Here is a 24624-nt window from a genome sequence, read left to right on the forward strand (position 1 = left end):
GTATAATGGATAAGGACTTTCGGCCTGGAAAACAGAGATGGAACAAGCGCATACCCGGTTAATCGCTCAGCTCAGTGAACGCTTCGCAGCGCCAGATAATACCCCGCTGTACCTCAAGTTTGCCGAGACGGTCAAAAATGCCGTCCGCACTGGCTTGCTGGAGCATGGCAATATTTTGCCCGGTGAGCGCGATCTCAGCCAGTTGACTGGAGTATCTCGTATCACCGTGCGCAAAGCGATGCAGGCGCTGGAACAGGAAGGTGTCGTCACCCGCGCCCGGGGTTATGGCACACAAATCAATAATATCTTTGAATATTCGCTTAAAGAGGCGCGCGGATTTTCTCAGCAGGTGGTGCTGCGCGGTAAAAAGCCTGACACGCTCTGGGTCAACAAACGCGTGATAAAATGCCCTGATGACGTGGCGGCAGAGCTGTCGATCGCGCCGCAGAGCGAGGTCTTTATGCTTAAACGTATTCGTTATGTTGATGACGATGCGGTATCGATTGAGGAGTCCTGGGTGCCGGTCGGGCTCATTCACGATCCGGATGCGATTGGCATTTCGCTGTATGACTACTTTCGCAGCCAGAATATCTTTCCGCAGCGGACGCGTTCTCGGGTGAGTGCGCGAATGCCTGATAGCGAATTCCAGATGCACATTAAAATGGACGACAAAATACCGGTGCTGGTGATCAAGCAAGTTGCGCTTGACCAGCAGCACCGGCCGATTGAGTACAGCATTAGCTACTGTCGCAGCGATTTATACGTCTTTGTATGCGAGGAGTAATTCCTCGCGCGTTGGCGCGCAGTCTCCGCCACGGTGGCTAACCACCCACGCGGCCACCGCATTTCCCAGTAATATCGCGTCTGCAAGCGGCCAACCCGCCGCCAGTCCGGCGAGCGTACCGCCAGCATGGCTGTCACCCGCGCCGATGGTATCCACCACGGTTGCCGGGAACGCCGGGACATGGCCGGTCTTTTCGGCGTCGTAATACCACGCTCCGTCTTTATCGTGACGCACAATCAGCGGGCAACCATAATGCTGCTGCCACGCCATACCCAGAGAATCATCCTCAACGCCCAGGCGTACGGCGGCGATGTGCGCCTCCTGACGATTCAATGACACTATCGGTTTACAGGCCATGATGCGCGACATCAGCGCAGCTGGAATATCCTCGATGCGAGGACCAAAATCGATAAATGCAGTGATATCGGTCAGTTTTTCCAGCCAGTATGTCAGCAATTCTCCACACGGCGAGGCGAGCTGATAGCCAGATAAATACACCAGGCTTTGCGGCGGTACCGTCAGCGCGTCCAGCCAACGCTGTTGCCATTGATTTTCTACGCCGCTAAACGACATAAAGGTACGTTCACCGTCAGGCTCAACGAGCGCCAGACACCAGCCGTTATCGCCGCTTTCAGCGTCAACGGCACTGTGCAGATCCTGCTTTGCCATCGCGTGACGAATGATATCCGCCCACACGCCGTGCCCCACCGGGAGTGCGTTTTGTGCCGTGATGCCGAGTCGCTTGAGTGCAATAGCGATATTCAGCGCGCAGCCACCAATATTAACGCCCTGCTGTTTAAGCTCGATATCGCAACCGCGCCAGGGAAGGGCGTAAGCGTCGGCAATGACGTCGATCACCGCTGCCCCCAAAACCGTTATCGGACGCCGCGCGCTTAAGGTATCGATACGCTCGCAGAGATCTGTATTCATACTCCCTCTCTCTGTTCCCGATAGTGCAGCAACCTTTCGCAGTAATACCCGAAGTCGAGCTGATTGACGGCATCAAGTTCTGCTTTCAAAGCCGGATCAATGGCCTTAACCCCATGCAGCGCACCACAAATGGCCGTGGCCATCGCGCCGATGGTGTCGGTATCGCCACCGAGGTTGGCGCACAAGATGGCGCAGCGATTAGGATCGGTACCCGCCAGTTCGACCATAGCAATCGCGGCGGGGACGGATTCAATGGTACTGGTGCCAGCCCCGACCAACTGATAAATCGCTTCGCTGGCGGAGTCAATGCCGTTGGCGTCCCGTACCGTTTTGACCGCCAGTTCAATGCGTGCGGCAAGCGACGCGCTAAAGGTGGTCACTTTCGACTCTTGCGCGTAGCGCGCAATACCGGGAAGCGCGTCGACAATATTCTGCCAGCTTTCGCCATCAATCGCGCGGGAAATCGCCCAGGCAATCACCACGGCACCGGCAATCGCCAGATCCGATTTATGCGTAGGGCTACAAGCCAGTGCGACCTGCGCGACAAAGTGTTCAAGCCGCGTGGCGGGCAGCAGACAGCCCAGCGGGGAGGCGCGCATGGCGGCACCATTGGTCACGCCGTTATTTTCCAGTTCGCTCACTGGTTTGCCGTCGCGGATAGCACTCAGGGCGATTTTTGAGGTGGGCCCAAGGACATTTTTATTAAACGCATCAAACTCTACGGCCCACAGCAGGATGTGTCTGCCGATGGCATCGGCATCAATCTCGCCGTCGCACTCAATAATGGCATCAGCAAGACTGAGCGCCATTGAGGTGTCGTCCGTGAACTCCGCGCGCCCAAAATAACAGGCGGCGCTATTCTCAGCAGGGCCTGGCAAAAAGCGATCAATCCAGCCGAAGTGTGCTTTTACACGGCTTCGTGGCCACAGTTCCGACGGCATACCCATCGCATCCCCCAACGTCTGCCCGTAAAGGGCACCGAGAATTCGTTCTGCTTTCATTTAACTTCCCCTCGTGTCAGCGCAGTATCGTTATCGACCACCTCAATAGCGGTGATCTCTTTATCCGATTCGCGGAAAAACAGCATAAACAGCACGGCGATAACGGCAATCATGATGCCGCCGAACGCCCACATTCCGGCCCAGTTGAAGGTCAAACCATTCACGGGCTCTTTGTACGCAAACATCTTTTCCATCATCACGCCACCCAGCCGATAGCCTAAAAGGCTGCCAAAGCCCTGACAGCACAGCGTGATCAAGCCCTGTGCGGCGGTACGCATATGTACCGGCGCTTTTTTGTCCACGTAGATATACGCGGTCACGTAATAGAAGTCGTAGCTCACACCGTGCAGCAAAATACCGAGGAACAACAGGCCGTAGGTGAAGTATTCGTCTGCGCCGCCAAAGACGAAAAAGCCGTAGCGGATCGCCGCCGTGATAAGGCCTAGCAGCAGAACCTTTTTGATACCAAAGCGCTTAGTGAAGAACGGTAGCGCCAGCATGAAGAAGATCTCGGAGAACTGACCGAGCGTCATCCATCCAGTGGCATTTTTCATTCCTACTTCGGTGAGGTATCCGTTGGCGAAGATGTAGTAAAAGGCCAGCGGCATCGCAAAGAGAAACGAACAGAAGAAGAACACGAGGAAGTTTTTATCGCGCAGCAGGATCAAGGCATCCAGACCCAGCATGACTTTAACGTCCATTTTACCGGTGCTTTTCGGCGGCGTGTTCGGCAGGAAGAACGCAAACACGCCGAGCAGCGCCGAACTTGCCGCCGTCATCAGCAGCGGAATATTGCTGTCAGAAATATCCGCGTATCCCATCATCTGCGGCAGGAACCCGCATGCCAGGCCAGAAGCAATCCAGCCGATGGTGCCCATTACGCGGATACGCGGGAAGTCGCGCTCCACGTCGTCAACATTGGCGAAGGCGATGCTGTTAGTCAACGCGATGGTGGGCATATAAGTGAGCGAGTAGGCCAGCAGCAGTGGGAAGAAGGTGCTGAACTCGGTTTGCTGCGCGGCGAAGTACATCAGGACAGCACCGGCAAACATCAATACTGCCAGCACTTTTTGCGCGGCGAAGAACCGGTCCGTCAGCGATCCTACAAGGATCGGCGAGAGGATGGCGGCAATCGCGGTACAGGCATACGACCAGCCAATTTCCCCAGCGGTAAATCCGCTTTTGCTCAGCCAGAGCCATAGCGGCACAAACCATGCGCCCCAGATAAACCATTCAACAAACATCATGAATGACAGTTGGACTTTCGTTTTCATTGTTTAATCCTGCATGTCAGAAAGGGTACGCCTTTAACATACCATTCAATAATACCTTTTAAATACCTTTGTGGTGAATGTTTGATCAATGTAACAGTTTGGTTGTACACGAAACGAGCCAGCAGATTGTGCTGAAAAAAGAGGCAGGCGGTGGAAAATCTGTTAAGTCGGTACCAGGCTTAGTCTGCCCAATCCGTTTGGGTTTGGATCACATGCTCCGACATGATGTCGGAACTTACGGGAGCATCACTATGACTGATATTGCGCAGCTGCTTGGCAAAGACGCCGACAGCCTTTTACAGCATCGTTGTATGACCATTCCAGCCGACCAGCTTTATCTACCGGGTCACGACTACGTTGACCGCGTCATGATTGATAACAATCGTCCTCCGGCCGTTCTGCGAAATATGCAGACGCTCTACAACACCGGGCGACTTGGCGGCACGGGTTACCTGTCCATTTTGCCGGTTGACCAGGGCGTGGAGCACTCCGCCGGGGCCTCCTTTGCGGCGAATCCGCTCTATTTCGATCCGAAGAATATTGTCGAACTGGCGATAGAAGCGGGCTGTAACTGTGTGGCGTCCACGTACGGCGTATTGGCTTCGGTATCACGCCGTTACGCGCACCGCATTCCTTTCCTCGTTAAGCTCAACCACAACGAAACGCTGAGCTACCCAACCGAATATGATCAGACGCTGTACGCCAGCGTCGAGCAGGCGTTTAACATGGGTGCGGTGGCGGTAGGGGCGACTATTTACTTTGGCTCCGAGCAGTCTCGTCGGCAGATTGAAGAGATCTCGGCGGCCTTTGAGCGCGCGCATGAGCTGGGTATGGTCACCGTGCTGTGGGCTTATCTGCGTAATAATGCGTTCAAGAAAGACGGCGTGGATTATCACGTATCCGCAGACTTGACCGGGCAGGCGAATCATCTGGCGGCCACTATTGGCGCCGATATCGTGAAGCAGAAAATGGCCGAAAATAATGGCGGCTATAAAGCGGTGAACTTCGGTTATACCGATGATCGTGTTTACAGCAAGCTGACCAGCGACAACCCAATCGATCTGGTGCGTTATCAGCTGGCGAACTGCTACATGGGTCGGGCGGGGCTGATTAACTCCGGCGGCGCGGCGGGCGGTGAAACTGACCTGACCGATGCGGTGCGCACGGCGGTGATCAACAAGCGCGCGGGCGGGATGGGGCTAATCTTGGGGCGTAAGGCGTTTAAGAAATCGATGGCCGACGGCGTGAAGCTGATTAACGCGGTGCAGGACGTCTATCTGGATAGCAAAGTCACGATTGCTTAAATCTTTCCCCTCACCCTAACCCTCGCCCCTTTGGGGTGTACGGTCCGGGGTGAGGGGAAGTGCATTAATTCGAAACCTCATTTCATTCCATTCAAACATCCATCCCGATCCAGTTCACAGTTCTCTGTCCTTTTGTGAAAAGTGTCACTCCCTCCCGTGCATATGCACAATAAATGGTCGATGCTTAGCGGAATTTGTCTAAGGCCGCGGACGAATTTTGCGCTTAAAGTTAGTTTCGAAACAGCTTTTCAAATTAAGACGTCGCACTGACCTCTGTTGTGTTAAGGACTGATAATGAAAATTGAATCTGTAAACGTCACCGTCTTCCAGTATCCCACGCGTCGGGTTTCCGATACTGCGGGGCACTCGCACCCCGGCCCGGAAAGCATGGCTAAAATGGCGATGCTGACCATCACCGCCGACGATGGCACCAAAGGGTACTCATTTGCGCCGCCGGAAGTGGTGCGTCCTTTTGTAGTGAACACCTTTTTCCGCAAAGTGCTGGTCGGCCAGGATGCCTTTAACCGCGAACGCATCTGGCAGGATCTGGCGCACTGGCAGCGTGGGAGCGCACACCAGTTGACCGAACGCGCGCTGTCGTTTGTAGAGCAGGCGCTGTGGGACCTGATAGGCCGCAAGCTGAACATGCCGGTCTGGAAACTGCTCGGCGGTTTTCGCGACAAAGTCCCCGCTTACGGCAGCACCATGTGTGGTGACGATCTGCCCGGCGGTCTCTCTACGCCAGACGAATACGCCAGCTTTGCCGAAAAGCTGGTCGCGCGTGGCTACAAGGCCATCAAGCTGCATACCTGGATGCCACCTGTTTCTTTCGCACCCAACCCTAAAATGGACGTCAAAGCCTGCGCCGCCGTACGTGAAGCGGTCGGTCCGGATATCGATCTGATGATCGACGGCTATCACTGGTACAGCCGCACCGAAGCGCTGTACATCGGCAAAGAATTAGAAAAACTCGACTTCGCCTGGTTTGAAGAGCCGATGGAAGAAGAGAGCATGGCCTCTTACGCCTGGCTTGCTGAAAACCTGTCGATCCCCATTATCGGCCCGGAGAGCCTGGGCGGAAAACATCACAGCCGTGCTGATTGGGTGAAAGCGGGCGCGTGCGACATCCTGCGCGCGGGGGCAAATGGTGTGGGTGGGATCTCACCAACGCTGAAAGTGGCCAATCTGGCGGAGTCGTTCGGTATGGACTGCGAAGTGCATGGCAACGGCGCGGCGAGCCTGGCCGTCATCGGGGCAATCAAGAATTGCCGCTGGTACGAACGCGGCCTGCTGCATCCGTTCCTCGACTACGACGTCCCTGCGGCGTACCTCAACAGCATCGTCGACCCAATGGACGAAAACGGCATTGTCAGCCTGCCAACTGGCCCGGGACTGGGCGAAGACATCAATTTTGCGTATATCGAAAAAAATACCGTCAGCCACGACTGACACATAACGATATCTCACCCTACAAACGGTATACACAGATGAACAACAACTCCCTCACGAGGGCGTGTTTACTCGCGCTCTCGCTGATGGTGGGGAGCGGTGCGGCGTACGCAAAAACGCCGCCCGATCAGCTCATCATCGGTATGAACATGAACAACCTGCTGACGCTCGACCCGGCGGCAATGACCGGCAACGAAGTGGTCGGTATCGTGGTGAATCTCTACGATTCGCTGGTAGAGCTCGACCCGAATGAACTCACCAACGTCAGGCCGGCGCTGGCGAAAAGCTGGGATATCGCGCCAGACGGCAAAACCCTGACCTTTCACCTGCGCGATAACGTGACGTTCCACTCCGGCAACCCGCTGACCGCAGAGGACGTGGTGTGGTCGATGCGTCGCTTATTACACCTTAATCTGGCGCAGGCCTCGGTCTGGAAATCCTACGGTTTTTCTAAGAAAAACATCGATAAGCAAATCAGTGCGCCGGATGCCTACACCGTGCAGATCGTGCTGCCGAAAGCCAACGATCCACAACTGGTGATTTACTCTCTTGGCGCGCTCGGGAATCTGGGCGTGCTCGACAGCAAAACGGTGCAAACCCACGAGGTAAACAACGACTGGGGCAACCGCTGGCTGACCACTAACGAGGCCGGTTCCGGCCCGTTTATGCTCGACATCTGGCAGGCAAAAGACGTACTGCGCATGCAGCGCAATCCGCACTACTGGCGCGAAGAACCGAAGATGAACCGCATCGTCCTGCGCCATTTTCAGGAATCGCAAACCCTGCGCCTGATGATTGAAAAAGGCGATCTGGACATTGCTAATAATATGGCGGTGTCCGATATCAACGCGCTACGTAAAGATCCGAATCTTACGGTCGAAGCCGTGCAAAAAGGAACGGTCTACTACGTGGCGATGAGCATGAAGGAAAGCCACTTCGCGAATCCTAAGGTGCGCGAAGCGGTGCGCTACCTGATTGATTATCAGGGTATCAACAAGGCGCTGATGCCGGGCTATGGCGTACTGCATCAACGCCCTATTAAGGCTGGGATGCCGTCCACGCTGCCGGACCCGGGCTATAAACTGGATATTCCTCGGGCCAAAAAGCTGCTTACGGAAGCGGGTTATCCGGAAGGGTTCGACACCACGCTGCGCGTGCTGGCCGATCAACCATTCCTGAACATCGCCATTGCCGTGCAGTCCACGCTGATGCAGGCGGGGATCAACGCCAAAATCATCACCGGCACCGGGAACCAGATTTACGGCGCAATGCGCGAGCGTAAGTTCGACATGCTGGTCGGGCGCGGCGGGAGTGGCGTTGAGCCGCATCCGCACTCCAGCCTGCGCGCGCTGGTTTATAACCCGGACAACAGTGACGAAGCCCGACTGACCAACTTCCAGGGCTGGCGCACCAGTTTCTACGACAAGCCGCTGAACGAGATGATCGACAAAGCGCTGCTTGAGCGCGACCCGAAACAGCAAATCGCCGATTACCAGCAAATCCAGGTGCGTTACGACGAGCTGATCCCGGCGATGGTCCCGCTATCGCAAATGGTGGATTCGGTGGTGGTGCGTAACGAAGTCAAAAACTTCCAGTCGCACCCGTCGGCGACCACTTTCCTGCGCGAAGTCTACAAAACAGGAGGTGACAAATGAGCGTTGCGATCCTCTCTCCCGGCTCCCGCACCCGACGCTTTTCAAAGCGTCTGACGCAGGTGCTGATCACGCTGTTTGGTTTGCTGCTGCTGACGTTCTTCATCGGGCGCGTCATGCCGGTCGATCCGGTGCTGGCCATTGTCGGCCCGGACGCTGACCACAGTACCTATCAGCAGGTTTATCAGCAGTTAGGTTTTGATAAGTCGCTGTTGACCCAGTTCGGCATTTACCTGAACAACCTGCTGCACGGCGATCTCGGCAATGCGCTGCTGACCGGCAAGCCGGTGACCGACGATATCATGCGCGTCTTCCCGGCCACGCTGGAGCTGGCCACGATGGCCATTATTGTCGGTGCCGGTTTAGGCATTCCGCTGGGCGTACTGGCGGCGGCACGTCGTAACAGTCTTTCTGACTACGTGGTGCGTATCATTAGCCTGGCCGGTTACTCCACGCCGATCTTCTGGGTGGGGATGATGGGGCTGCTGCTATTTTACGCCTGGCTCGGTTGGGTGGGTGGTGCAGGGCGGCTGGACTTAGGGCTGGATGGCATCGTGCCACGCCGTACCGGGCTGATGACCGTCGATGCGTTGCTCGCTGGCAACAGTGCGGTGTTCTGGAACGCGATTAACCATCTGGTGCTGCCCGCGTCGTTACTCGGCTTTCACTCGCTGGCCTATATCAGCCGTATGACCCGCAGCTTTATGCTCGCGCAGCTGTCGCAGGAGTTCATCATCACCGCGCGGGTTAAAGGGTTAACCGAGCGTCAGGTTATCTGGAATCATGCGTTTCGCAACATTCTGGTTCAGCTGCTAACCGTGGTGGCGCTGGCGTATGGCTCGCTGCTGGAGGGTGCGGTATTGATTGAAACCGTCTTCTCCTGGCCGGGCTTTGGCTCGTATCTGACCGGCAGCCTACTGCTGGGTGATATGAACGCGGTGATGGGCTGCGTGCTGCTGGTGGGGCTGATCTTCGTGATGCTCAACCTGCTCTCCGACATGCTGTATCAATTCTTCGACCCGAGGACGAAATCATGACCGTTTCTCTGGATACGCCGCTGGGGGCGCGCAACAGCGAAAGCCGTCAGCGTATCAAACGTACGGCTCTGCGTGCCGCAGGATTTGTGGGCAAAATGGCGCGCAATCCGCTGACCGCGATTGGCGGTGGAATTGTCCTGCTCCTGCTAATTGTTGCGGCGTTTGCGCCATGGATTGCGCCCTATAACCCGCTGGTTCAAGATCTCAACAACGCGTTAGTTGCACCGAACGCGCAGCACTGGTTCGGTACCGATGAGTTTGGACGCGACATCTTTAGCCGCCTGGTGTACGGCTCGCGCATCACGCTGTATATCGTGCTGCTGGTATCGGTCACCGTCGGTCCGCTGGGCCTGCTGCTGGGCGTGACCGCCGGGTATTTTGGCGGCAAAGTCGATGCAGTACTGATGCGCGTGACCGATATCTTTATCTCCTTCCCGAGCCTGGTGCTGGCGCTGGCGTTTGTGGCGGCGCTCGGTCCGGGGCTGGAGCACGTGGTCATTGCGATTACGATCACTGCCTGGCCGCCGATTGCGCGACTGGCGCGTGCCGAAACGCTCTCTTTGCGTCAGGCCGATTTTATCTCCGCGGTACGTTTGCAGGGGGCTTCTGCACCGCGTGTGCTGTGGCGACACATCGTGCCGCTGTGCCTGCCATCAGTCATTATCCGTATCACCATGAACATGGCGGGGATCATCCTGACCGCCGCGGGATTGGGTTTCCTCGGCCTCGGCGCGCAGCCGCCTGAGCCGGAGTGGGGCGCGATGATCTCCAGCGGGCGCACCTACATGATGGAGTGCTGGTGGGTAGTGACTATTCCGGGGCTGGCGATCTTGATCAACAGCCTGGCGTTCAACTTCTTAGGAGATGGCCTACGTGACATCCTCGATCCTCGCAGCGAATAATCCTCTGCTCGACGTGCGCGATCTCCACGTCGACTTTATCAACGGCGGTGCCATCACCCACGCGGTGCGCGGCGTCTCGTTTCAACTCGGGCGAGAAAAGCTGGCAATCGTCGGTGAATCTGGCTCCGGCAAATCGACGGTCGGACGGGCGCTGCTGCGTTTGCACCCGGCCAAAGCGCAAATCAGTGCCACGCGGATGCAGTTTGGCGATGTCGATTTGCAAGCCGTCAGCGAAGCGCAGATGCGCGGCATTCGCGGCAAGCGTATCTCGATGATTATGCAGGATCCGAAATACTCGCTGAATCCGGTGGTTTGTGTAGGTGACCAGATTGCAGAAGCCTGGCTCACGCACCATCCGGGGCGCAAAGCGGAGGCCAAAGCCAAAGTGCTGGAGATGCTCGACGTAGTGCGCATTCGCCAGCCGGAGCGCGTATATCACCTTTACCCCCACGAGATTTCCGGCGGGCAGGGGCAGCGCATCATGATCGCCATGATGCTGATAACCGATCCCGAGCTGGTGATTGCCGATGAACCGACCTCGGCGCTGGACGTCTCGGTGCGTTTGCAGGTGCTGGGGTTGCTGGACGATCTGGTGAAATCGCGCGGGCTGGGGCTGATTTTTATCAGCCACGACATCAACCTGGTGCGCAGTTTTTGCGATCGGGTGCTGGTGATGTACGCCGGGCGGGTGGTGGAGTCCATCGCCGCCTGCGATCTGCACAATGCGAAACATCCGTACACGCAGGGCCTCATCAGCGCGCTGCCGGAACTTAACCATCGCCGCCCGGTGCTGCCTGTTTTGCAGCGTCAGGCCAGCTGGCTCACCGAGTAAGGAGCAGAGATGATCGAAATCAAACACCTCAACCTCGCGTTCGGCGAGGGTGAAAAGCGTAATCAGGTGCTGGACGACGTGAACATTCACGTTAAGGAAGGGGAGATTTACGGGCTGGTGGGCGAATCGGGTTCCGGTAAAACCACGGTGTTGAAGTGCCTTGCCGGGTTGTTCACCCACTGGGACGGCGAGCTGGCGATTAACGGCAAACCGCTCGAGAAGCGCATCAGCCAGGAACGCTGTCGTCGCGTGCAGATGGTGTTTCAGGATCCTTACGGGTCGCTGCATCCGCGTCACACCATTGGCGATATTCTGGAGGAGCCGCTGCAAATCCACGGCATTCAGGACCGGGATCGGCGTATCCACGGTTTGCTGGATAAGGTGGGGCTGAACCGGGCGTTTCGCGATCGCTATCCGCATCAGCTTTCGGGCGGACAGCGCCAGCGTGTGGCGATTGCGAGGGCGTTGATTCTGGAGCCGCAGGTCCTTTTGCTGGATGAGCCAACCTCGGCGCTGGACGTGTCCGTCCAGGCCGAAATTCTCAACCTGTTGGCGGAACTCCAGCGTGAGTCGAATCTGACCTACCTGATGGTGACCCACGATCTCGGGGTGATTGCCCATCTGTGTCAGAAGGTAGCGGTGATGCAGTACGGCAAAATTCTGGAAACGTTAACCGTAGACGAACTGGTCGCTGGAAACGCCAAAACCGACTATACGCGGATGCTGGTGAATGCCAGCCAGCAGTACAGTCGGGAGATGGCGCGGGAAGTTGGTTCCCTTTAATTAACCATGGGGATTCATGCCAACCCAGGAACGTTCCTCCACACTTGCACGGGGCCGAGAAATCCCCTTTTTTATACATCATCCTTATAGTAGGTGCAGTTTTTCCGAGCAAACGACATCCTTCCGGAGTTTTTTTTATATATGTAAACTAATCAAGGCAAGCCCGTAAAGGGCTTGCTCTATATTTATGCTGTGGCTCTTTCATTCCACGAGTCATTATAAATTATGTTGCCTTCAACATACTTCCAGCTAATCGATTCATATCTCAATTCAACTTCTTCAAGATGTACGCTAGCTACACCTAATGGGAATAACACTGGTGACACTCTTGTAACTTTAACATTATTAAGCTCGATATTAAAATACTCAAATTCTATACCAGCCTCATTAATTTTATACATTTTAATGATGGCTTTGCAAAATGTTCTCCCTGCGCATACAGCACGAAATAGATATGGCGTTAGTTTGTCCATTTCTTTTTCGAATGTGATTGGTGTATGTAATCGTGTTCCTGTTAATTTGCCTGTGTTATGATCTGTTGGAATCCAAATCGAGTGGTTAAATGATTTCATTTCAGTAGAGCCTAACCGAGTGGGCATAATACATTCACCTACTAATGGCGAATCATCTTCATCATACATCCATATATGAGCTGGTATTGACATAAGTCATCCTCTGTTTTTGTGGTGTAAATATGATAAATATGTCGAGATAAAAAGCACTATCAATAATGAAATGCCGATGAGTACCATTACCGTTCCTGCATCTTCTATATTCACTGCAATAGTAACTGCTATGATGATAAAAATTATGAATGCACCTAAATTAATAATTTCATCAATAAAATGCTTTAACACCCACTTTAGAATACGTTTCAAATAATACATCATGATTTGAACATACTCCTTATTGTAGATGCTATTTTTGCATCTGAAGCTGTATTTATATTGAAGTAACCATTTTTCGTTATAATTGGCTCTATGCTGAAATACAACATTTCAAGCGTTTCTTCGTATAATGCATTGTAGAACTGAGGACACATTTTTTTTAAATTATTAGCACTATCAGCGGATTGCTTTATCGTCCCTTCTGAGCCTAACACGAAGGTTACAAACGCAGCTCGTCCTGCAATTGCTTTACCAAGTGAGCTTTCCACTGCGACGTTCATTTCGTAGGTCAAACATATAGCTTTTGTTACTGCATACATCAATGCAGCATCAGATGCTTGCCCCACTGAATAGTTAGTTGTAATTGGCACAACTCTTTCTAATATGGTCTTTTTTTGTTGCGCATTTCTATTTTTCAATAGAGTTTTTATATAAATATAAATCATGTGAAAAACAACATCAGTATCTTTCACTAAATGATATAACCCTAAGAAAAATCTTTTATCTTCTTCTTTTAATTTGCTGCATACATCTTGATAGTTATCTGTTAGGCAAGAGGTATAGTATAAGATTCGCTTCGCTCCATCATTCATGTTATTCAGTGATTTCATGAACTCATCTTTTACTCCAGCGAAAGCCTGATCGAGCCTTGCGGCTAAATGTTCATCTGTACCGATTTTATCCATGATCAAATTGTTGTAGTACATATGATCCTCTTTTGCCATAAATCATAATGGTCAGACTTTACTAAATGTAATAATGTGATGTAATTCACATTTTGTTGCATGAGCATTAAAAAGAAATTACATATTATGCGTATTTTAGATGTTTAAGTTTTGTTTATTCGTAGAATCAATGCAATTTTTGATTTTGAATTAATTAACAAATGTAAGTGGTTTAAGTTACCAGATGACTGTGTATCCAGTTTTTCTACAAATTAATCTTAGCTGTCCTGATGCTTTGAAGAAACATCATTGTTTGTGTGATTCTGAATGCGTACCTTGATTTTTTAGACAGTTGCATTTGTCCGGCTAAAGATTTAAATGTGCGACGAAAATCACGAGGTGTGAAAGAGGGATACCCTGGGGATTAGTAATAGCGGGTAGTTTGATAACTTAACAACTTCAGGTTTAAAAGTGGTCTGGTTCTTTTTCATGGAGTGTCTAATTTCTTGGATCTCCTTTGATTACGCTCAACCTCTCCCGTGGGGGAGAGGTTAGTGGAGGGCATCAACGCAGAAGCGCACAGTCCGGCGGCAGGCGACAGTTCAGTGCGCCGGGCAGCAGTGTTATGCGGAAATGCTCACCGCTGAGCGGCTCGCCGTCGAGGTTAAACGTCATACCGTGTGGGGCGATAACCTCAAACCACGCGGACTGGCCGTCAATAATATTCGGGCTCTCCTCGGGGTTGGTCAGCGTGGTAAACAGCGCCGGAAGCAGGCCGTCGCCAGTGAAAATTCTCAGCTGGAGTAAACCATCGTTAATCAATGCCTCGGGACAAAGCTGCTGACCACCCCCCGCCTGACGACCGTTGCCGATCCCAATCACCAGAGCATCACCTTGCCAGTGAAAACCTTCACCGTTGATTTCGCAGCGGTCAGGTTTGAGCGTATCCATGCGCATCAGCCCGTGAATCAAATACGACACGCCGCCCAGCGCAGCCTTTAGTTTTTCCGGTGTTTCGCTAGTGATACGCGTCCCAAAGCCACCCGTCGCCATATTGATAAAGCAGGTTTTTTCATTCACCTGCGCAATATCCACAGCGGTGGCCTTGCCGACGATGGCGAGCTGGAGCGCCTTATCGAGGCTTTCTGGGATCCCGGCGCTGGTAGCGAAGTCATTGGCGGTCCCAAGCGGTAAAATGCCCATCACCGGGCGCTTTTCAGGATCCAGATTGATAAGTGCAGTGGCAATTTCATTGATCGTGCCGTCACCCCCGCCAGAAATCACGGTCTCGACGCCCAGCCGACAGGCCTCATCAATGTAACGTGTGGCGTCGCCTTTTTCCCAGGTGACGCGAACGTGGATATTCACCCCTTCGTCACGCAGGTCGGTAATCGCCTGGCGCAACAGATCGTTGCCAGCACTTTTGCCGTTGAGGATCAGTAAACTATCTGGATATGTTGCCATCCACGGTGCTCCCTTTTTTAGCTCTATCAAGAGTGTATCTCAGGGAAGGAAAAAGCGGGTAAGAACTGGATGAAAGGGACGAAATTAAGGTTCGTTGCGCTTGAGGGCTGATTCAAATCAAATAACGCTGATGGCCTGACGTCATCTCTTTTTGCTTACGCCGCTTTAGCTGTAGCCGATAGCATCAGGCTATCAACCTTTGCTGGATGCTGACTGAGAGAAAAACCTGCATTCATGTATCTTTTAGATTTGTGATGTTGATTACGTGATTGATGGGTATGTGCCAGAAGCGGACGTTACCTACTTACAATCAGATAAACAACCTTGAGCATTAACATGGGGATGCTAAGGTAGACACTTGTTCTTAATGAGAGGTTTTCAACATGAGCAATGTAATACGAACGAATTATCCTGAGTTAGGCGAAGTAAAAGCACCCTATGTCCATTCAGTAAAGCACGGCGATACTCTCTATATATCTGGATTAACTGCCTTTGGCACAACTGCTCAACATCAGGGCATTGTTGAGCAGGCTGAAGAAATATTCAGTCAAATAAGGAAAATTGTCAGCACAGAAGAAATTGATTATTCAGCGCTTATCAAAGTGACCATATTCATTACCTCTTTTGATGCGATCGATGAACTCCGTAAAGTGCTTTACCAAAACTACGGATATTACTTGCCTGCCAGTTCTCTAGTAGAAGTCAGCCGCCTTTTTTCACCAGACCTATCAATAGAAATTGAGGCTATATTCGGCCTTTGATTCATTGTTCAGAGCCTAATGTCGCGCGAGACATGCTCTAAGCTAATCTAACTAAGCACCAAAGGCCGTAACCGTCCGCTCCGTGCCATGAGCGGACACCGTTACAAATAACCATTGTGGTTGCAAAAGCCAAGATGTTAATAGGGATGCTGAATCAACACGTCTTAATTATTTTTAGTGCTACGCATACTTTTAGAAGGCTGAAGCATTTATCGACATATCGACGTTCCCACCGAATCCAATGCGGTAAGTTTTACTTTCATTTTCCTTTAGAGTTATACCTACTTCTTTTAAACCAGCGACACAAATGCTTGTCTGTTTTGCACTTAAAACATGATCCCCGGGTTGAGCATAAAATGTTACTTTCTCTCCAGTATCCAATTCGGCAATTGCTCTACCATCAAGATAAACAACTATGTTGCAACCACTTCCAGTGAAACCAGAGTCACGTTTGACTACTAGGGTAGCGTCGCCTGGAATTTTCGTTTGGGAAGATTTTAAAATTATACGTTCTGCTGGAACATTTTTAGCATCTTCATTACTGACAACAGTTGTAGCACAACCACCTAACAGGGTGATAAAGGCGAAGACAAAGCTTTTCCAACCGATAATTTTGTGACGCATGCTATGTTCCATTCATAATGATTAAATACAATAACCGAATCCCCACTGCTTTGGTAGTAATGCATATAGTCGGCAGCACAGCCTCTTAGCTATTAGTGATCTCAGGGTAACTCAGCACCTCGCTCAGACCTGACCTTCAACTAACTGGTTTGCGCGCTCCGTGCCAAAAACGGACATTGATAACATTGAGATATGTTAGATTATGGGGAGCAGATCAATCCTGCTGTAAGACCGCTATAAATTCCAGTCTACGCGGTCTGATAAAACCTTGCCCTCCTAATGCTGAAAGCTGCCACAATGGTTGGCCACCCACCTCACCAACCGTTTCCAGCGTGCAACCCATTTCGTCAAGCATGAGGGTTAATTCTTTTGAGTCGGGCTCCAGTAAACGATCCACCTTACTGTGCCCCATATAAGACCACTCGCCATTGTTTTCTTTAAAATAGAGGAATGGACTACATTCCTTTTGCACTTTCTCAAGACGGTTGAAGTAGTTTCGGTACGCATTATCGCCAGAAATGAACAATAGATTATCCAAAGGGCCATTGACGTCTCTGCGCGCAAAGATGGCACGAATTAATGTAGAGGAATTGCCACGCGAGGGATTTAAAAAACCGCCCTGCGACAGTCCCTTTTCGCACGGTTTCAGGGATTTATAACGCTTCTGTATGTCCCTGAATGGATAGTTTTCACCGACGGTAAATGTCATTACACTTCTCCTGAAAAACAACTACCTAAAAGATAATTAACGACCAAAATGTTAAAAACTTTATTCAGTAGCAGAAAAAATCGCGACTTCGCGCTGTTTTTAGTTTGTTGGGAATTGCAAGCATTCCTGTAATCCATACTATTCGCTTTTAGATAATTTCCGGAGACCCTCCAAGGCCAATGTACGCTCTTCGCTGTGAGTTCAACTGATGGATGCAACACGTCCGCTTCTTGCCAGGAGCGGACTTTTTGGTAGTTGTCAGTAGGAAAATATTTCAGGAGAATTAGGCTGACTTTAGGTATTGCCATTGTTTATGAAGTCATAAACTGTTGAATCTGGCTCCAACAGGGTTTACCGACTCCCTAAAGAAAGGATGCAGGAAATCGAGCTATGCGTACTCATCAACTGAATAAGTCCCGTAAATTGTATCGCAGCGTCAACACGACTACGCGGCATCATTCTAATAATCAGGGTGCTGATTATCGCTGGGAACGTAATCGTAAAAAAGTCGGCGATGAGCTACTGGCAAAGCGCGAGACAATGCATGGCCGGCAGAAGCGTGGCCGGGATTATACGCCATTGTTTTACTTTCTGATCAAACATATTGGCAAACCGTGGGATGAAATATTCAGCGAAGTATCTGGACGTCTTGATACCAACGAGCCTGTTTTCTGGTTGGTGGCGCTACATGAGCATCAGCGAAGGGATTTAGTCTGCATTGGTGAAAGCAGCTTTTATCCGGGTCTGTTTATTGATGAAAATGGGATTCTGCAACAGGTAAATCCTTTGATTTCGGGGAAGGATGTTACGGTGACTTGCCGCTGCTGCACACACACTTATATTGGTGAGCCTGTACCCTGGATGGATTGAGTCTCCACATCCCTGTCCGACCACGGGGGCGTCCGCCATCAGGTGATAGTGTGATGGCAAAGTTTCGCACCTCGCAGCCGATAATGACACCATCTTTAACTCCGTGCCAAACGCACGCCACAAACATCATGGTGTGTTGATCAACGGAGGAGCAGGTCAAAGGTCGCCTGTTCGTTGTTCTTTTCGTCCGACTTTGCAAAGATGTTTCGTACACGATTCCAGACCTGCCACATAATCAGGAACAGGTTCTGCTTTGAGGATTCCTATATGACCGCCTTTCATCAACTTACCGCCACCAGTCTGGACGGCAAGACCATCCCGATGGTCGACTACGCTGGTAAGGTGGTGCTGGTCGTTAATACTGCCAGCCATTGTGGCTTCACACCTCAATACGGTGGCCTTGAGGCGCTTTACAAGAAATACGCTGCCCAGGGGTTGGTGGTGCTTGGTTTCCCCTGCAACCAGTTTGGTAAACAAGAACCCGGCGGTGCCGATGACATCGCGCAGACCTGCCACATTAATTACGGTGTCAGCTTCCCGATGTTCGAAAAAGTAGAGGTCAACGGAACCGCAGCACACCCGGTGTTTCGTTATCTAAAAAACGAATTACCCGGCGTACTGGGTGGGCGGATCAAGTGGAACTTCACTAAATTCCTGATTGGACGCGACGGTAAACCGCTTAAGCGTTTTGCCCCGATCACTGCGCCGGAGAAAATGGAAGCCGCCATCCTTGCCGCACTTGAAATTTAAGTGTTCGGTGATGTGCACTATTCAATTGTTGAGCGCTTCCGACAACGCTAAAAGGGGTGAAAATAAAGTCACCCTTATTTTTTGTCTTCACCCGCTTTCCGGCGGATTTCAATCATTCTGATATACCTATCCCGAAGCTCTTTATCCTGTTTGATAACCATTTCCCTGGGCAAGGATATCCGCTCGTTATTCCATTCATCTACGATATTGCCGCACGCTTTGTAAGCATCATTAACAATGTCTACCGCAGGGATCGTTGTGTTTATATACGGAATCGTATGCTTGTTCAGGCATACGGCGATTGGTGGGCCATAATCATGCTCTTCAGCATGGAGGGGAATAGCAAAAAGTAATGCAAACAGTGTTAAAAGCCTCAATTTCATTTTCCCTGCTTTACGGTGTACCGAGAGATTATGTCCAGATTCTTTGTATAAGGTAAACAGTGTGGGGATGTAGCCTGAAGCTGATTTGCTTATAACAAAAAAATAAGCCTGCGTAAGGGCGTTTATACGCCCTTACAATAGGGACTTTCAGCGGTGCAATGCGGGTTTGCGCGGCACACAAGACCACTGAAAAACACTATAAATCACTCAAGCGTGGACACTGTGTGGACACTCTGAGCGTCAGTGCCACCGCGTAAAGGATTGAGCGTTATCGCGTCCTGCAGGTATTCAGGGGCGAAATGTGCATACGTCATGGTTTGCTCAATTCGTGAATGCCCGAGAATCCGTTGAAGCGTGATAATGCTGCCCCCGTTAATCATAAAGTGGGTGGCAAAGCTGTGACGCAATGCGTGCGTTGCCTGACCCGGTGGCAGGTCCGGTTTCAACTCCTTCATTAGCCGTCTGAACGCTGGATAGTTAGCGTCAGTGAACAGAAAGCCACGCTTACCTGCAGTGATCATTGTTGCCAGCTCCTCGGATATCGGAACGGTTCGCGGCTTGTTGGTCTTTGTCTTAACAAACGTGACGCGATTTTGGATGATGTTTTCCGCTTTCAGTTTTGCCGCCTCACTCCATCTCGCGCCGGTGCTAAGGCAAAGAATCGCAATTTTTTTATTATCTCCGTCTACTTTAGATAGAAGCTCGGCGATCTCTTCTTGCGTGAGATATCCAGTTTCTGGTTTATCTTCCTTCAACCTTTTCAGGCCCCGGAAAGGATGCTCCCCGAAAAATAGCTCCGCATCTATCAATGCAGTAAACATCCCGCTAAGACACGTTAAATCACGATTTATACTCGATGGCTTGATGCCTTGAGAACGCCGCACAGTGCTGTAGTGGCTTATCAATGATTTAGTAATCTGAAAGGCACATGGGTCACTGGTTATCTTGGTAAACAGCTCAATCTTGCCCAGGTAATCTCGACCGTGAGTCTCGTGTTTGCCTTTCAACTCCCACCAAATTTTTGTCAGTTCCGACAGATGCCGCTTATCTGTCGGTTTCGCTAACCATTCTTTGTTGTGATGGTTGTACTGCGTATGTTTCTCGAAAGCGATAGCTTCGCTTTTCTTTTCGAACTTCCTGCGGATGCGCTTTCCGTTGCGCCCTGCAGGTCTAATGTCCACTTCATATCGACCATCATCGAGTTTCTTAATTGTCATAAGAAAACCCTCCGAAGGTATGTTTACTCTTTGTAGCTAACTGCTTGTTTTTAAATGCTGGGTACTTTTCGGCCAGTATTAAGCACTTTTCAAAAATGTACCTGCGATGAAGCGTTAACCAGTCTTTTGGTCTGAGTGCGGCAAGTTTGTTGTTTCTTGCCCAAAGTGTGCGAGTGCCGGTGCAATCTGCCCGGATTCTGGAGAAATTTGGTCAGTCATAAACCAAAGTGTGTATTTCATGAACTGAGGCATTTTCAATATTTTCATCATCACATCTGTAGGCGGTGTCGACCGACCGCTTTCGTAATAGCTTAATGTCCCATATGGAATCCCTGTTAAATCAGATAGTTGCTGCCTGCTTAGGTATTCTGACTTTCTAATGAGTACAAGTTTTTCATTCAGCGCGTTTGACATAGTGTTTAGATCTCAATACCATTTGATTTAGATGTAGATAGTTTTGTGTTTAGAAATGAACACAATAAGTCACTATAAGACATTAGAAGCGATTCATAAATGTTTGAGGGGTCTTTAGCATGGCGAAGCAAATCGCGTTACAAACAGATGCAGTGCCATATCAGGAGTTTGCAAGACTGATTGGCAAATCGGAGCGTGCTGTAAAGGGGATGATTGATAGAGGGAAATTGCCGGTAATTGAAATGACAGATCCTCAATCGGCATCTGGTCGTGCTGGGGAGTATTGGATTTATCTGCCTGCTTGGAACAACGGAATGAAACTTGCCTACGAAAGCCGCCCGAAAGAAATTCGTGAAGGGTGGCTTATGTGGCTTGGTTTGGGGGAGCCCAAATGATGACCGAGCCACGTTGTATTGCCCAGTTGCTCCGTAATGAAAGCCCTGTTTCGATTAACTTCACGATCACCCATGGCCGTGGACGTCAGGGCGTTATCATTAGAACCCGCAAGCTTGGTATTTTTGCCACCGCGAAACTTATCTTTAAATCAAGAGGGTTATCCCTATGTCGGTTATGACTCTTGCGCTGGTCCAAAAACAACCTCAATCACTTCGCGTTGTAATCGGTAAACATCTTGCGCTTCCCCGTTGGCAGGATACTTGTGATTTTTATAATCAGATGATGGAACGTGATCGCCTGACAGTATGTTTTCATGCTCAGTTAAAACAGCGTCATGCAACTATGCGCTTTGAGGAAATGAACGATGTCGACCGCGAGCGTTTGGCTTGTGGCATCGATGAATTACGAGCGGCATTTTCAAAACGTCGTCAGGTTGGTGCTTCTGAGTCGTCATACATCGGTTTTTTATCCGTAGGCCAGCGCCGCACTTTATTCCTTCATGCTGGTTTAAGCGAGGTCGAATTTAATCAGCCTTACTGGCGCATTGATGAAGATTCTTGTTATTGGCGTGAGAAATTATTCCGCGCGCTCCGTGAATTATTCAGCTTGTTTGAATATGCCCCAACTATTTTAACCTCGGTTAAGCCTGAACAGTATTTGCATTAATTAGCTAGTTGAACATTTTACGCACTTGAATGTGCGGGGCATCTTTTTGTCTGGAGCCAGGTAAATGGATAAAGAAATATCAGCACCTCGCAGCAATATGAAAGCACTGTTGGCACAGGCTGCAGTTGAGGCGCAGCTAGTCACGGCGACCAGTTTCGCGTCGGCGCTTGATTCTTTGATAGCTCACATTTGTAAGTCTGAAATGAATCGGACTGAAATTATCGAGCTGTTGGGGCAGGAATCCGAAAAGCTTCACAATTCTCTTTTGAGTCAGTAATAAATTAATAAGGGACTGTATGAGCATTAATATCGTTATCGATAATAGATTCGTTATTACCAGCGACCAATTTCAGTTTATTTTGCAGGAAAAGAAAATCGCAAAATCTGGAAAGAATGCCGGTAAAGAGTGGCTCGATATCGTGGGCTTTTATCCAACGATTCCTAAGCTCGTTTCTGGCCTGATTCTGCATAACCTTCTAACCGGTGAAGCTCGTCAGTTTTCCGATTTAGAAAAGCAGGTTGAGCTGTTAGGTCAAAAATGTCTGGAAGCATTCACCGCTAATGACCGCTGAGAATCGGGGGGGCGTCGCCCCCTCGCCACCACCTCCACTATCAAAAAGCACCGGTGATACCTTCGTCGGTGCTTATCCGTGGAATAAATCCCGCAAGGCCATTGGCCGCGACAGACCCCTTACACGTGCCGAACTCCGTCAGGTGCAAGGCGTTTTAAACCGGATTGACCGCCTGCCGTTTTTCCTGCAAACGCTTTTTACCTCGCGTTATAACTTCATCCGCCGATCCAAAAGCCCTCTTGGTGGCCTCTATTTCCTCAAAAACACTTTTGAGCGCAAGCTGCTGCCGCGTCTTGAGCGTGTTAATGAGCTGTGCGGGATGAATGAATCCGCCTCGATTGGGTTTTTGTCTGCGCGTGATGAATATGCACGCCTGCCGGATATGAACGACAAAGAGCTAAGGAAATTTGCGGCCAGAATAGCCTCTCAGCTCTGGAGCAGATACGAGGAGTTAAGCGACGCATGGGCTCACGCGCACGGCGGAAGAGAGACTCTTTTCACCGATGAGGCGCAGGCGCATTTATACGGGAAAGTTGCCGGTGTTGCGCGCGCTTTCAACCTCACACCGATGAACTGGAAAAAATACCGTAAGGGTCAGATGACGATCCGACAGGCGTTTTCCGCTATTTCCCGTCTGATTAAGGATGAGTGGTGGGTTGACCAGCTCAAAGCGCAACGTATGCGCTGGTGCGAGGCGCTGCTCATCGCTGCCGGTGAGGTCAATAAAGACCGCTCACCTTACGCAAGCAAAAGGGCGATCCGCGATGTTCACGCGCGCCGCCTGGCTAATCTTGAATACCTCAAATCATGCGAGCTGGAAAACAAAATCACCGGCGAACGTATCGACCTCATCAGCAAGGTCATGGGGAGTATCTCAAACCCTGAAATCCGTCGTATGGAGCTGATGAACACTATCGCCGGGATTGAGCGCTACGCGGCCAGCGTTGGTGACGTTGGAATGTTTATCACGCTGACCACGCCGTCGAAGTATCACCCGACCCGACAGGTCGGCAAAGGCAAAAACAAAACGGTACAGCTTAATCACGGCTGGAACGAAACCGCATTCACTCCCAAAGACGGCCAGCGCTATCTCTGCCGTATCTGGAGCCTGATACGCACCGCCTTCAAAGATAACGATTTAGATGTTTACGGGATGCGCGTTGTCGAGCCGCACCACGACGGCACGCCACACTGGCACATGATGCTGTTTTGCAAACCCGGTCAGCGTAAAGCCATTAACGAAATTATGCGTCGTTACGCGCTAAAAGAGGACGGCCACGAAAAGGGTGCGGCAAAACAGCGCTTTGAATCACGCCATCTTAATCAGGGCGGCGCGGCGGGTTATATCGCTAAATATATTGCCAAAAATATCGACGGTTACGCGCTCGACGGCCAGCTCGACCACGACACCGGCAAGCCTCTGAAAGATACAGCCGCAGCCGTCACCGCATGGGCATCTACATGGCGCATCCCGCAGTTTAAACCAATTGGCCTCCCGACAATGGGCGCTTACCGCGAACTGCGCAAGCTGCCTCGCGGCGTGAGTATCGCCAGCGAGTTTGACGACAGAGTCGAGGCTGCGCGAGCGGCTGCAGATAAAGGCGATTTTGACCTGTATATCATCGCGCAGGGTGGGGCAAACATGCCGCGTGACGGCCAGACCGTCAGGGTCGCCCGTAAGGTGACGGATGAGGTCAACGAATACGAGGAAGATATCGAGAGAGTGGTTGGCATTTATGCCCCTCACCTCGGCGCGGGTCATATCCGTATAACGCGATCCGCAGACTGGCGCATCGTTCCAAAGGTTTTGGCCGTTGAGCCTTTGACTTTGAAAAGCGGCTCTGCCGCGCCTCGGAGTCCTGTCAATAACTGTGGAAAGCTCACCAACGGTGGTGATCCAGTTATGACACCTACACCGTCTGAGCAAGCCGCAGCGGTGTTAAATCTGATTGATAAAGGGGTCATCGGATGGGATGACCCCGAAGTGATGAGGGTGCTCAGAGCAGCCTCAAAAGACGGCGCGCCGCGCAAAAATCGCCAGCAAAGAAACGCAGCGCCCCTTAAACCTGCAGAACAAGCGCCATCAGCCCGGATGACCAAAGCAGAACGCGAGCGCATACCAAAAATTCGCTTCGATTTGGCTCAGGAAGGTATTACCCCGGAACGGTGGGAGCTCGACGCGCTGGCGCGCGGAGCAACTGTGATTTATGGGGATAAAAAATTCCATTACCCGGCCACTGATGGATGGCCGGGTTTTGAGTGAAGGCATTTGGTTAAAGACAAGGGAATCAAACGGGA

Annotated in this window: 28 protein-coding genes; 17 read left to right on the top strand and 11 right to left on the bottom strand. The window is 51.1% G+C overall.

From position 1 onward, the window contains the following. The first annotated feature begins 37 nt into the window (after positions 1-37). Complete coding sequence (locus AC6EMZ_RS07885; RefSeq protein ID WP_498401924.1) at positions 38-784, top strand: GntR family transcriptional regulator; 747 nt, start codon at positions 38-40, stop codon at positions 782-784. Here AC6EMZ_RS07885 and AC6EMZ_RS07890 read toward each other — a convergent pair. Genes AC6EMZ_RS07890 through AC6EMZ_RS07900 form a run of 3 tightly spaced genes read right to left on the bottom strand, consistent with a single transcriptional unit; the run spans position 758 to position 3989 of the window. Further along, the gene (locus AC6EMZ_RS07890; protein WP_498401925.1) at positions 758-1714 is read right to left on the bottom strand and encodes a PfkB family carbohydrate kinase; all 957 of its coding nucleotides are present in this window, start codon (positions 1712-1714) and stop codon (positions 758-760) included. The genes AC6EMZ_RS07885 and AC6EMZ_RS07890 overlap by 27 nt on opposite strands. Next, the gene (locus tag AC6EMZ_RS07895; protein ID WP_498401926.1) at positions 1711-2715 is read right to left on the bottom strand and encodes an ADP-ribosylglycohydrolase family protein; all 1005 of its coding nucleotides are present in this window, start codon (positions 2713-2715) and stop codon (positions 1711-1713) included. The genes AC6EMZ_RS07890 and AC6EMZ_RS07895 overlap by 4 nt, the downstream gene beginning before the upstream one ends. After that, on the bottom strand, positions 2712-3989 hold the full coding sequence (locus AC6EMZ_RS07900) for a nucleoside permease (protein ID WP_498401927.1): 1278 nt from the start codon (positions 3987-3989) through the stop codon (positions 2712-2714). The genes AC6EMZ_RS07895 and AC6EMZ_RS07900 overlap by 4 nt, the downstream gene beginning before the upstream one ends. Before the next feature lie 251 nt (positions 3990-4240). On the opposite strand from AC6EMZ_RS07900, the gene fbaB reads away from it, so the two are divergent. The 7 genes from fbaB (at position 4241) to AC6EMZ_RS07935 (ending at position 11948) form a co-directional block, all read left to right on the top strand. Further along, the gene (gene fbaB / locus AC6EMZ_RS07905) at positions 4241-5293 is read left to right on the top strand and encodes a class I fructose-bisphosphate aldolase (protein ID WP_498401928.1); all 1053 of its coding nucleotides are present in this window, start codon (positions 4241-4243) and stop codon (positions 5291-5293) included. Between the two features lie 294 nt (positions 5294-5587). Beyond that, on the top strand, positions 5588-6742 hold the full coding sequence (locus AC6EMZ_RS07910) for a mandelate racemase family protein (RefSeq protein ID WP_498401929.1): 1155 nt from the start codon (positions 5588-5590) through the stop codon (positions 6740-6742). A 38-nt stretch (positions 6743-6780) separates the two neighbouring features. Then, positions 6781-8397 (top strand): ABC transporter substrate-binding protein, encoded by a 1617-nt coding sequence (locus AC6EMZ_RS07915; RefSeq protein WP_498401930.1) that lies wholly within the window; start codon positions 6781-6783, stop codon positions 8395-8397. Continuing rightward, complete coding sequence (locus tag AC6EMZ_RS07920) at positions 8394-9431, top strand: ABC transporter permease (RefSeq protein ID WP_498401931.1); 1038 nt, start codon at positions 8394-8396, stop codon at positions 9429-9431. Before AC6EMZ_RS07915 ends, AC6EMZ_RS07920 begins: the two co-directional genes overlap by 4 nt. Then, positions 9428-10333, top strand: a complete 906-nt coding sequence (locus AC6EMZ_RS07925; RefSeq protein WP_059179213.1) for an ABC transporter permease — start codon at positions 9428-9430, stop codon at positions 10331-10333. The genes AC6EMZ_RS07920 and AC6EMZ_RS07925 overlap by 4 nt, the downstream gene beginning before the upstream one ends. Beyond that, entirely contained in the window at positions 10305-11165 is an 861-nt protein-coding gene (locus AC6EMZ_RS07930) for an ABC transporter ATP-binding protein (protein ID WP_498401932.1), read from the top strand. The genes AC6EMZ_RS07925 and AC6EMZ_RS07930 overlap by 29 nt, the downstream gene beginning before the upstream one ends. Positions 11166-11174: 9 nt before the next feature. Further along, entirely contained in the window at positions 11175-11948 is a 774-nt protein-coding gene (locus AC6EMZ_RS07935; RefSeq protein ID WP_498401933.1) for an ABC transporter ATP-binding protein, read from the top strand. 185 nt (positions 11949-12133) lie between these two features. Here AC6EMZ_RS07935 and AC6EMZ_RS07940 read toward each other — a convergent pair whose 3' ends face one another. The 3 genes from AC6EMZ_RS07940 to yegS all read right to left on the bottom strand — a co-directional run bounded on the left by AC6EMZ_RS07940 (position 12134) and on the right by yegS (position 14964). Next, on the bottom strand, positions 12134-12613 hold the full coding sequence (locus AC6EMZ_RS07940) for an Hcp family type VI secretion system effector (protein ID WP_498401934.1): 480 nt from the start codon (positions 12611-12613) through the stop codon (positions 12134-12136). A gap of 221 nt (positions 12614-12834) precedes the next feature. Next, positions 12835-13542 carry a hypothetical protein gene (locus tag AC6EMZ_RS07945; RefSeq protein WP_498401935.1) on the bottom strand — a complete coding sequence of 236 codons (708 nt, stop codon included), beginning with the start codon at positions 13540-13542 and terminating at the stop codon, positions 12835-12837. 522 nt (positions 13543-14064) lie between these two features. Continuing rightward, the gene (gene yegS, locus AC6EMZ_RS07950; protein WP_498401936.1) at positions 14065-14964 is read right to left on the bottom strand and encodes a lipid kinase YegS; all 900 of its coding nucleotides are present in this window, start codon (positions 14962-14964) and stop codon (positions 14065-14067) included. Positions 14965-15347: 383 nt separating this feature from the next. Between yegS and AC6EMZ_RS07955 the strand changes: the two genes are divergently transcribed. After that, the gene (locus AC6EMZ_RS07955) at positions 15348-15725 is read left to right on the top strand and encodes a RidA family protein (RefSeq protein ID WP_498401937.1); all 378 of its coding nucleotides are present in this window, start codon (positions 15348-15350) and stop codon (positions 15723-15725) included. Between the two features lie 192 nt (positions 15726-15917). Here AC6EMZ_RS07955 and AC6EMZ_RS07960 read toward each other — a convergent pair whose 3' ends face one another. Both AC6EMZ_RS07960 and AC6EMZ_RS07965 read right to left on the bottom strand, forming a co-directional pair. Next, a complete protein-coding gene (locus tag AC6EMZ_RS07960) occupies positions 15918-16349 on the bottom strand; it encodes a hypothetical protein (protein ID WP_498401938.1) in 432 nt (143 codons plus the stop codon). Between the two features lie 214 nt (positions 16350-16563). Next, on the bottom strand, positions 16564-17058 hold the full coding sequence (locus AC6EMZ_RS07965; protein WP_498401939.1) for a hypothetical protein: 495 nt from the start codon (positions 17056-17058) through the stop codon (positions 16564-16566). 390 nt (positions 17059-17448) lie between these two features. On the opposite strand from AC6EMZ_RS07965, the gene AC6EMZ_RS07970 reads away from it, so the two are divergent. Together AC6EMZ_RS07970 and AC6EMZ_RS07975 are read left to right on the top strand one after the other, a co-directional pair. Continuing rightward, positions 17449-17928, top strand: coding sequence for a hypothetical protein (locus tag AC6EMZ_RS07970; protein ID WP_498401940.1), 480 nt, complete (start codon positions 17449-17451; stop codon positions 17926-17928). 267 nt (positions 17929-18195) lie between these two features. Next, on the top strand, positions 18196-18678 hold the full coding sequence (locus AC6EMZ_RS07975) for a glutathione peroxidase (RefSeq protein ID WP_498401941.1): 483 nt from the start codon (positions 18196-18198) through the stop codon (positions 18676-18678). 74 nt (positions 18679-18752) lie between these two features. On the opposite strand, the gene AC6EMZ_RS07980 is transcribed toward AC6EMZ_RS07975, so the two are convergent. The 3 genes from AC6EMZ_RS07980 to AC6EMZ_RS07990 all read right to left on the bottom strand — a co-directional run bounded on the left by AC6EMZ_RS07980 (position 18753) and on the right by AC6EMZ_RS07990 (position 20692). Then, on the bottom strand, positions 18753-19061 hold the full coding sequence (locus AC6EMZ_RS07980; RefSeq protein WP_498401942.1) for a hypothetical protein: 309 nt from the start codon (positions 19059-19061) through the stop codon (positions 18753-18755). A gap of 203 nt (positions 19062-19264) precedes the next feature. After that, positions 19265-20278 (bottom strand): phage integrase, encoded by a 1014-nt coding sequence (locus AC6EMZ_RS07985; protein ID WP_498401943.1) that lies wholly within the window; start codon positions 20276-20278, stop codon positions 19265-19267. Positions 20279-20392: 114 nt separating this feature from the next. After that, a complete protein-coding gene (locus AC6EMZ_RS07990) occupies positions 20393-20692 on the bottom strand; it encodes a helix-turn-helix domain-containing protein (protein ID WP_123427344.1) in 300 nt (99 codons plus the stop codon). 119 nt (positions 20693-20811) lie between these two features. On the opposite strand from AC6EMZ_RS07990, the gene AC6EMZ_RS07995 reads away from it, so the two are divergent. From AC6EMZ_RS07995 to AC6EMZ_RS08020, 6 genes are all read left to right on the top strand, one after another. Then, positions 20812-21087, top strand: coding sequence for a regulatory phage cox family protein (locus AC6EMZ_RS07995; RefSeq protein ID WP_123427346.1), 276 nt, complete (start codon positions 20812-20814; stop codon positions 21085-21087). Beyond that, positions 21087-21266, top strand: coding sequence for a hypothetical protein (locus AC6EMZ_RS08000; protein WP_123428134.1), 180 nt, complete (start codon positions 21087-21089; stop codon positions 21264-21266). The genes AC6EMZ_RS07995 and AC6EMZ_RS08000 overlap by 1 nt, the downstream gene beginning before the upstream one ends. Next, positions 21254-21754, top strand: a complete 501-nt coding sequence (gene repB / locus AC6EMZ_RS08005) for a phage replication protein B (RefSeq protein ID WP_449566996.1) — start codon at positions 21254-21256, stop codon at positions 21752-21754. Before AC6EMZ_RS08000 ends, repB begins: the two co-directional genes overlap by 13 nt. A 64-nt stretch (positions 21755-21818) precedes the next feature. Then, entirely contained in the window at positions 21819-22031 is a 213-nt protein-coding gene (locus tag AC6EMZ_RS08010) for a DUF2732 family protein (protein ID WP_498401944.1), read from the top strand. Positions 22032-22050: 19 nt separating this feature from the next. Further along, a complete protein-coding gene (locus AC6EMZ_RS08015) occupies positions 22051-22326 on the top strand; it encodes a DUF5405 family protein (RefSeq protein ID WP_123427353.1) in 276 nt (91 codons plus the stop codon). Then, on the top strand, positions 22316-24589 hold the full coding sequence (locus AC6EMZ_RS08020) for a replication endonuclease (RefSeq protein WP_498401945.1): 2274 nt from the start codon (positions 22316-22318) through the stop codon (positions 24587-24589). The genes AC6EMZ_RS08015 and AC6EMZ_RS08020 overlap by 11 nt, the downstream gene beginning before the upstream one ends. Positions 24590-24624 lie beyond the last annotated feature (35 nt).

The organism is Enterobacter sp. SCRI0065, from assembly GCF_059766475.1.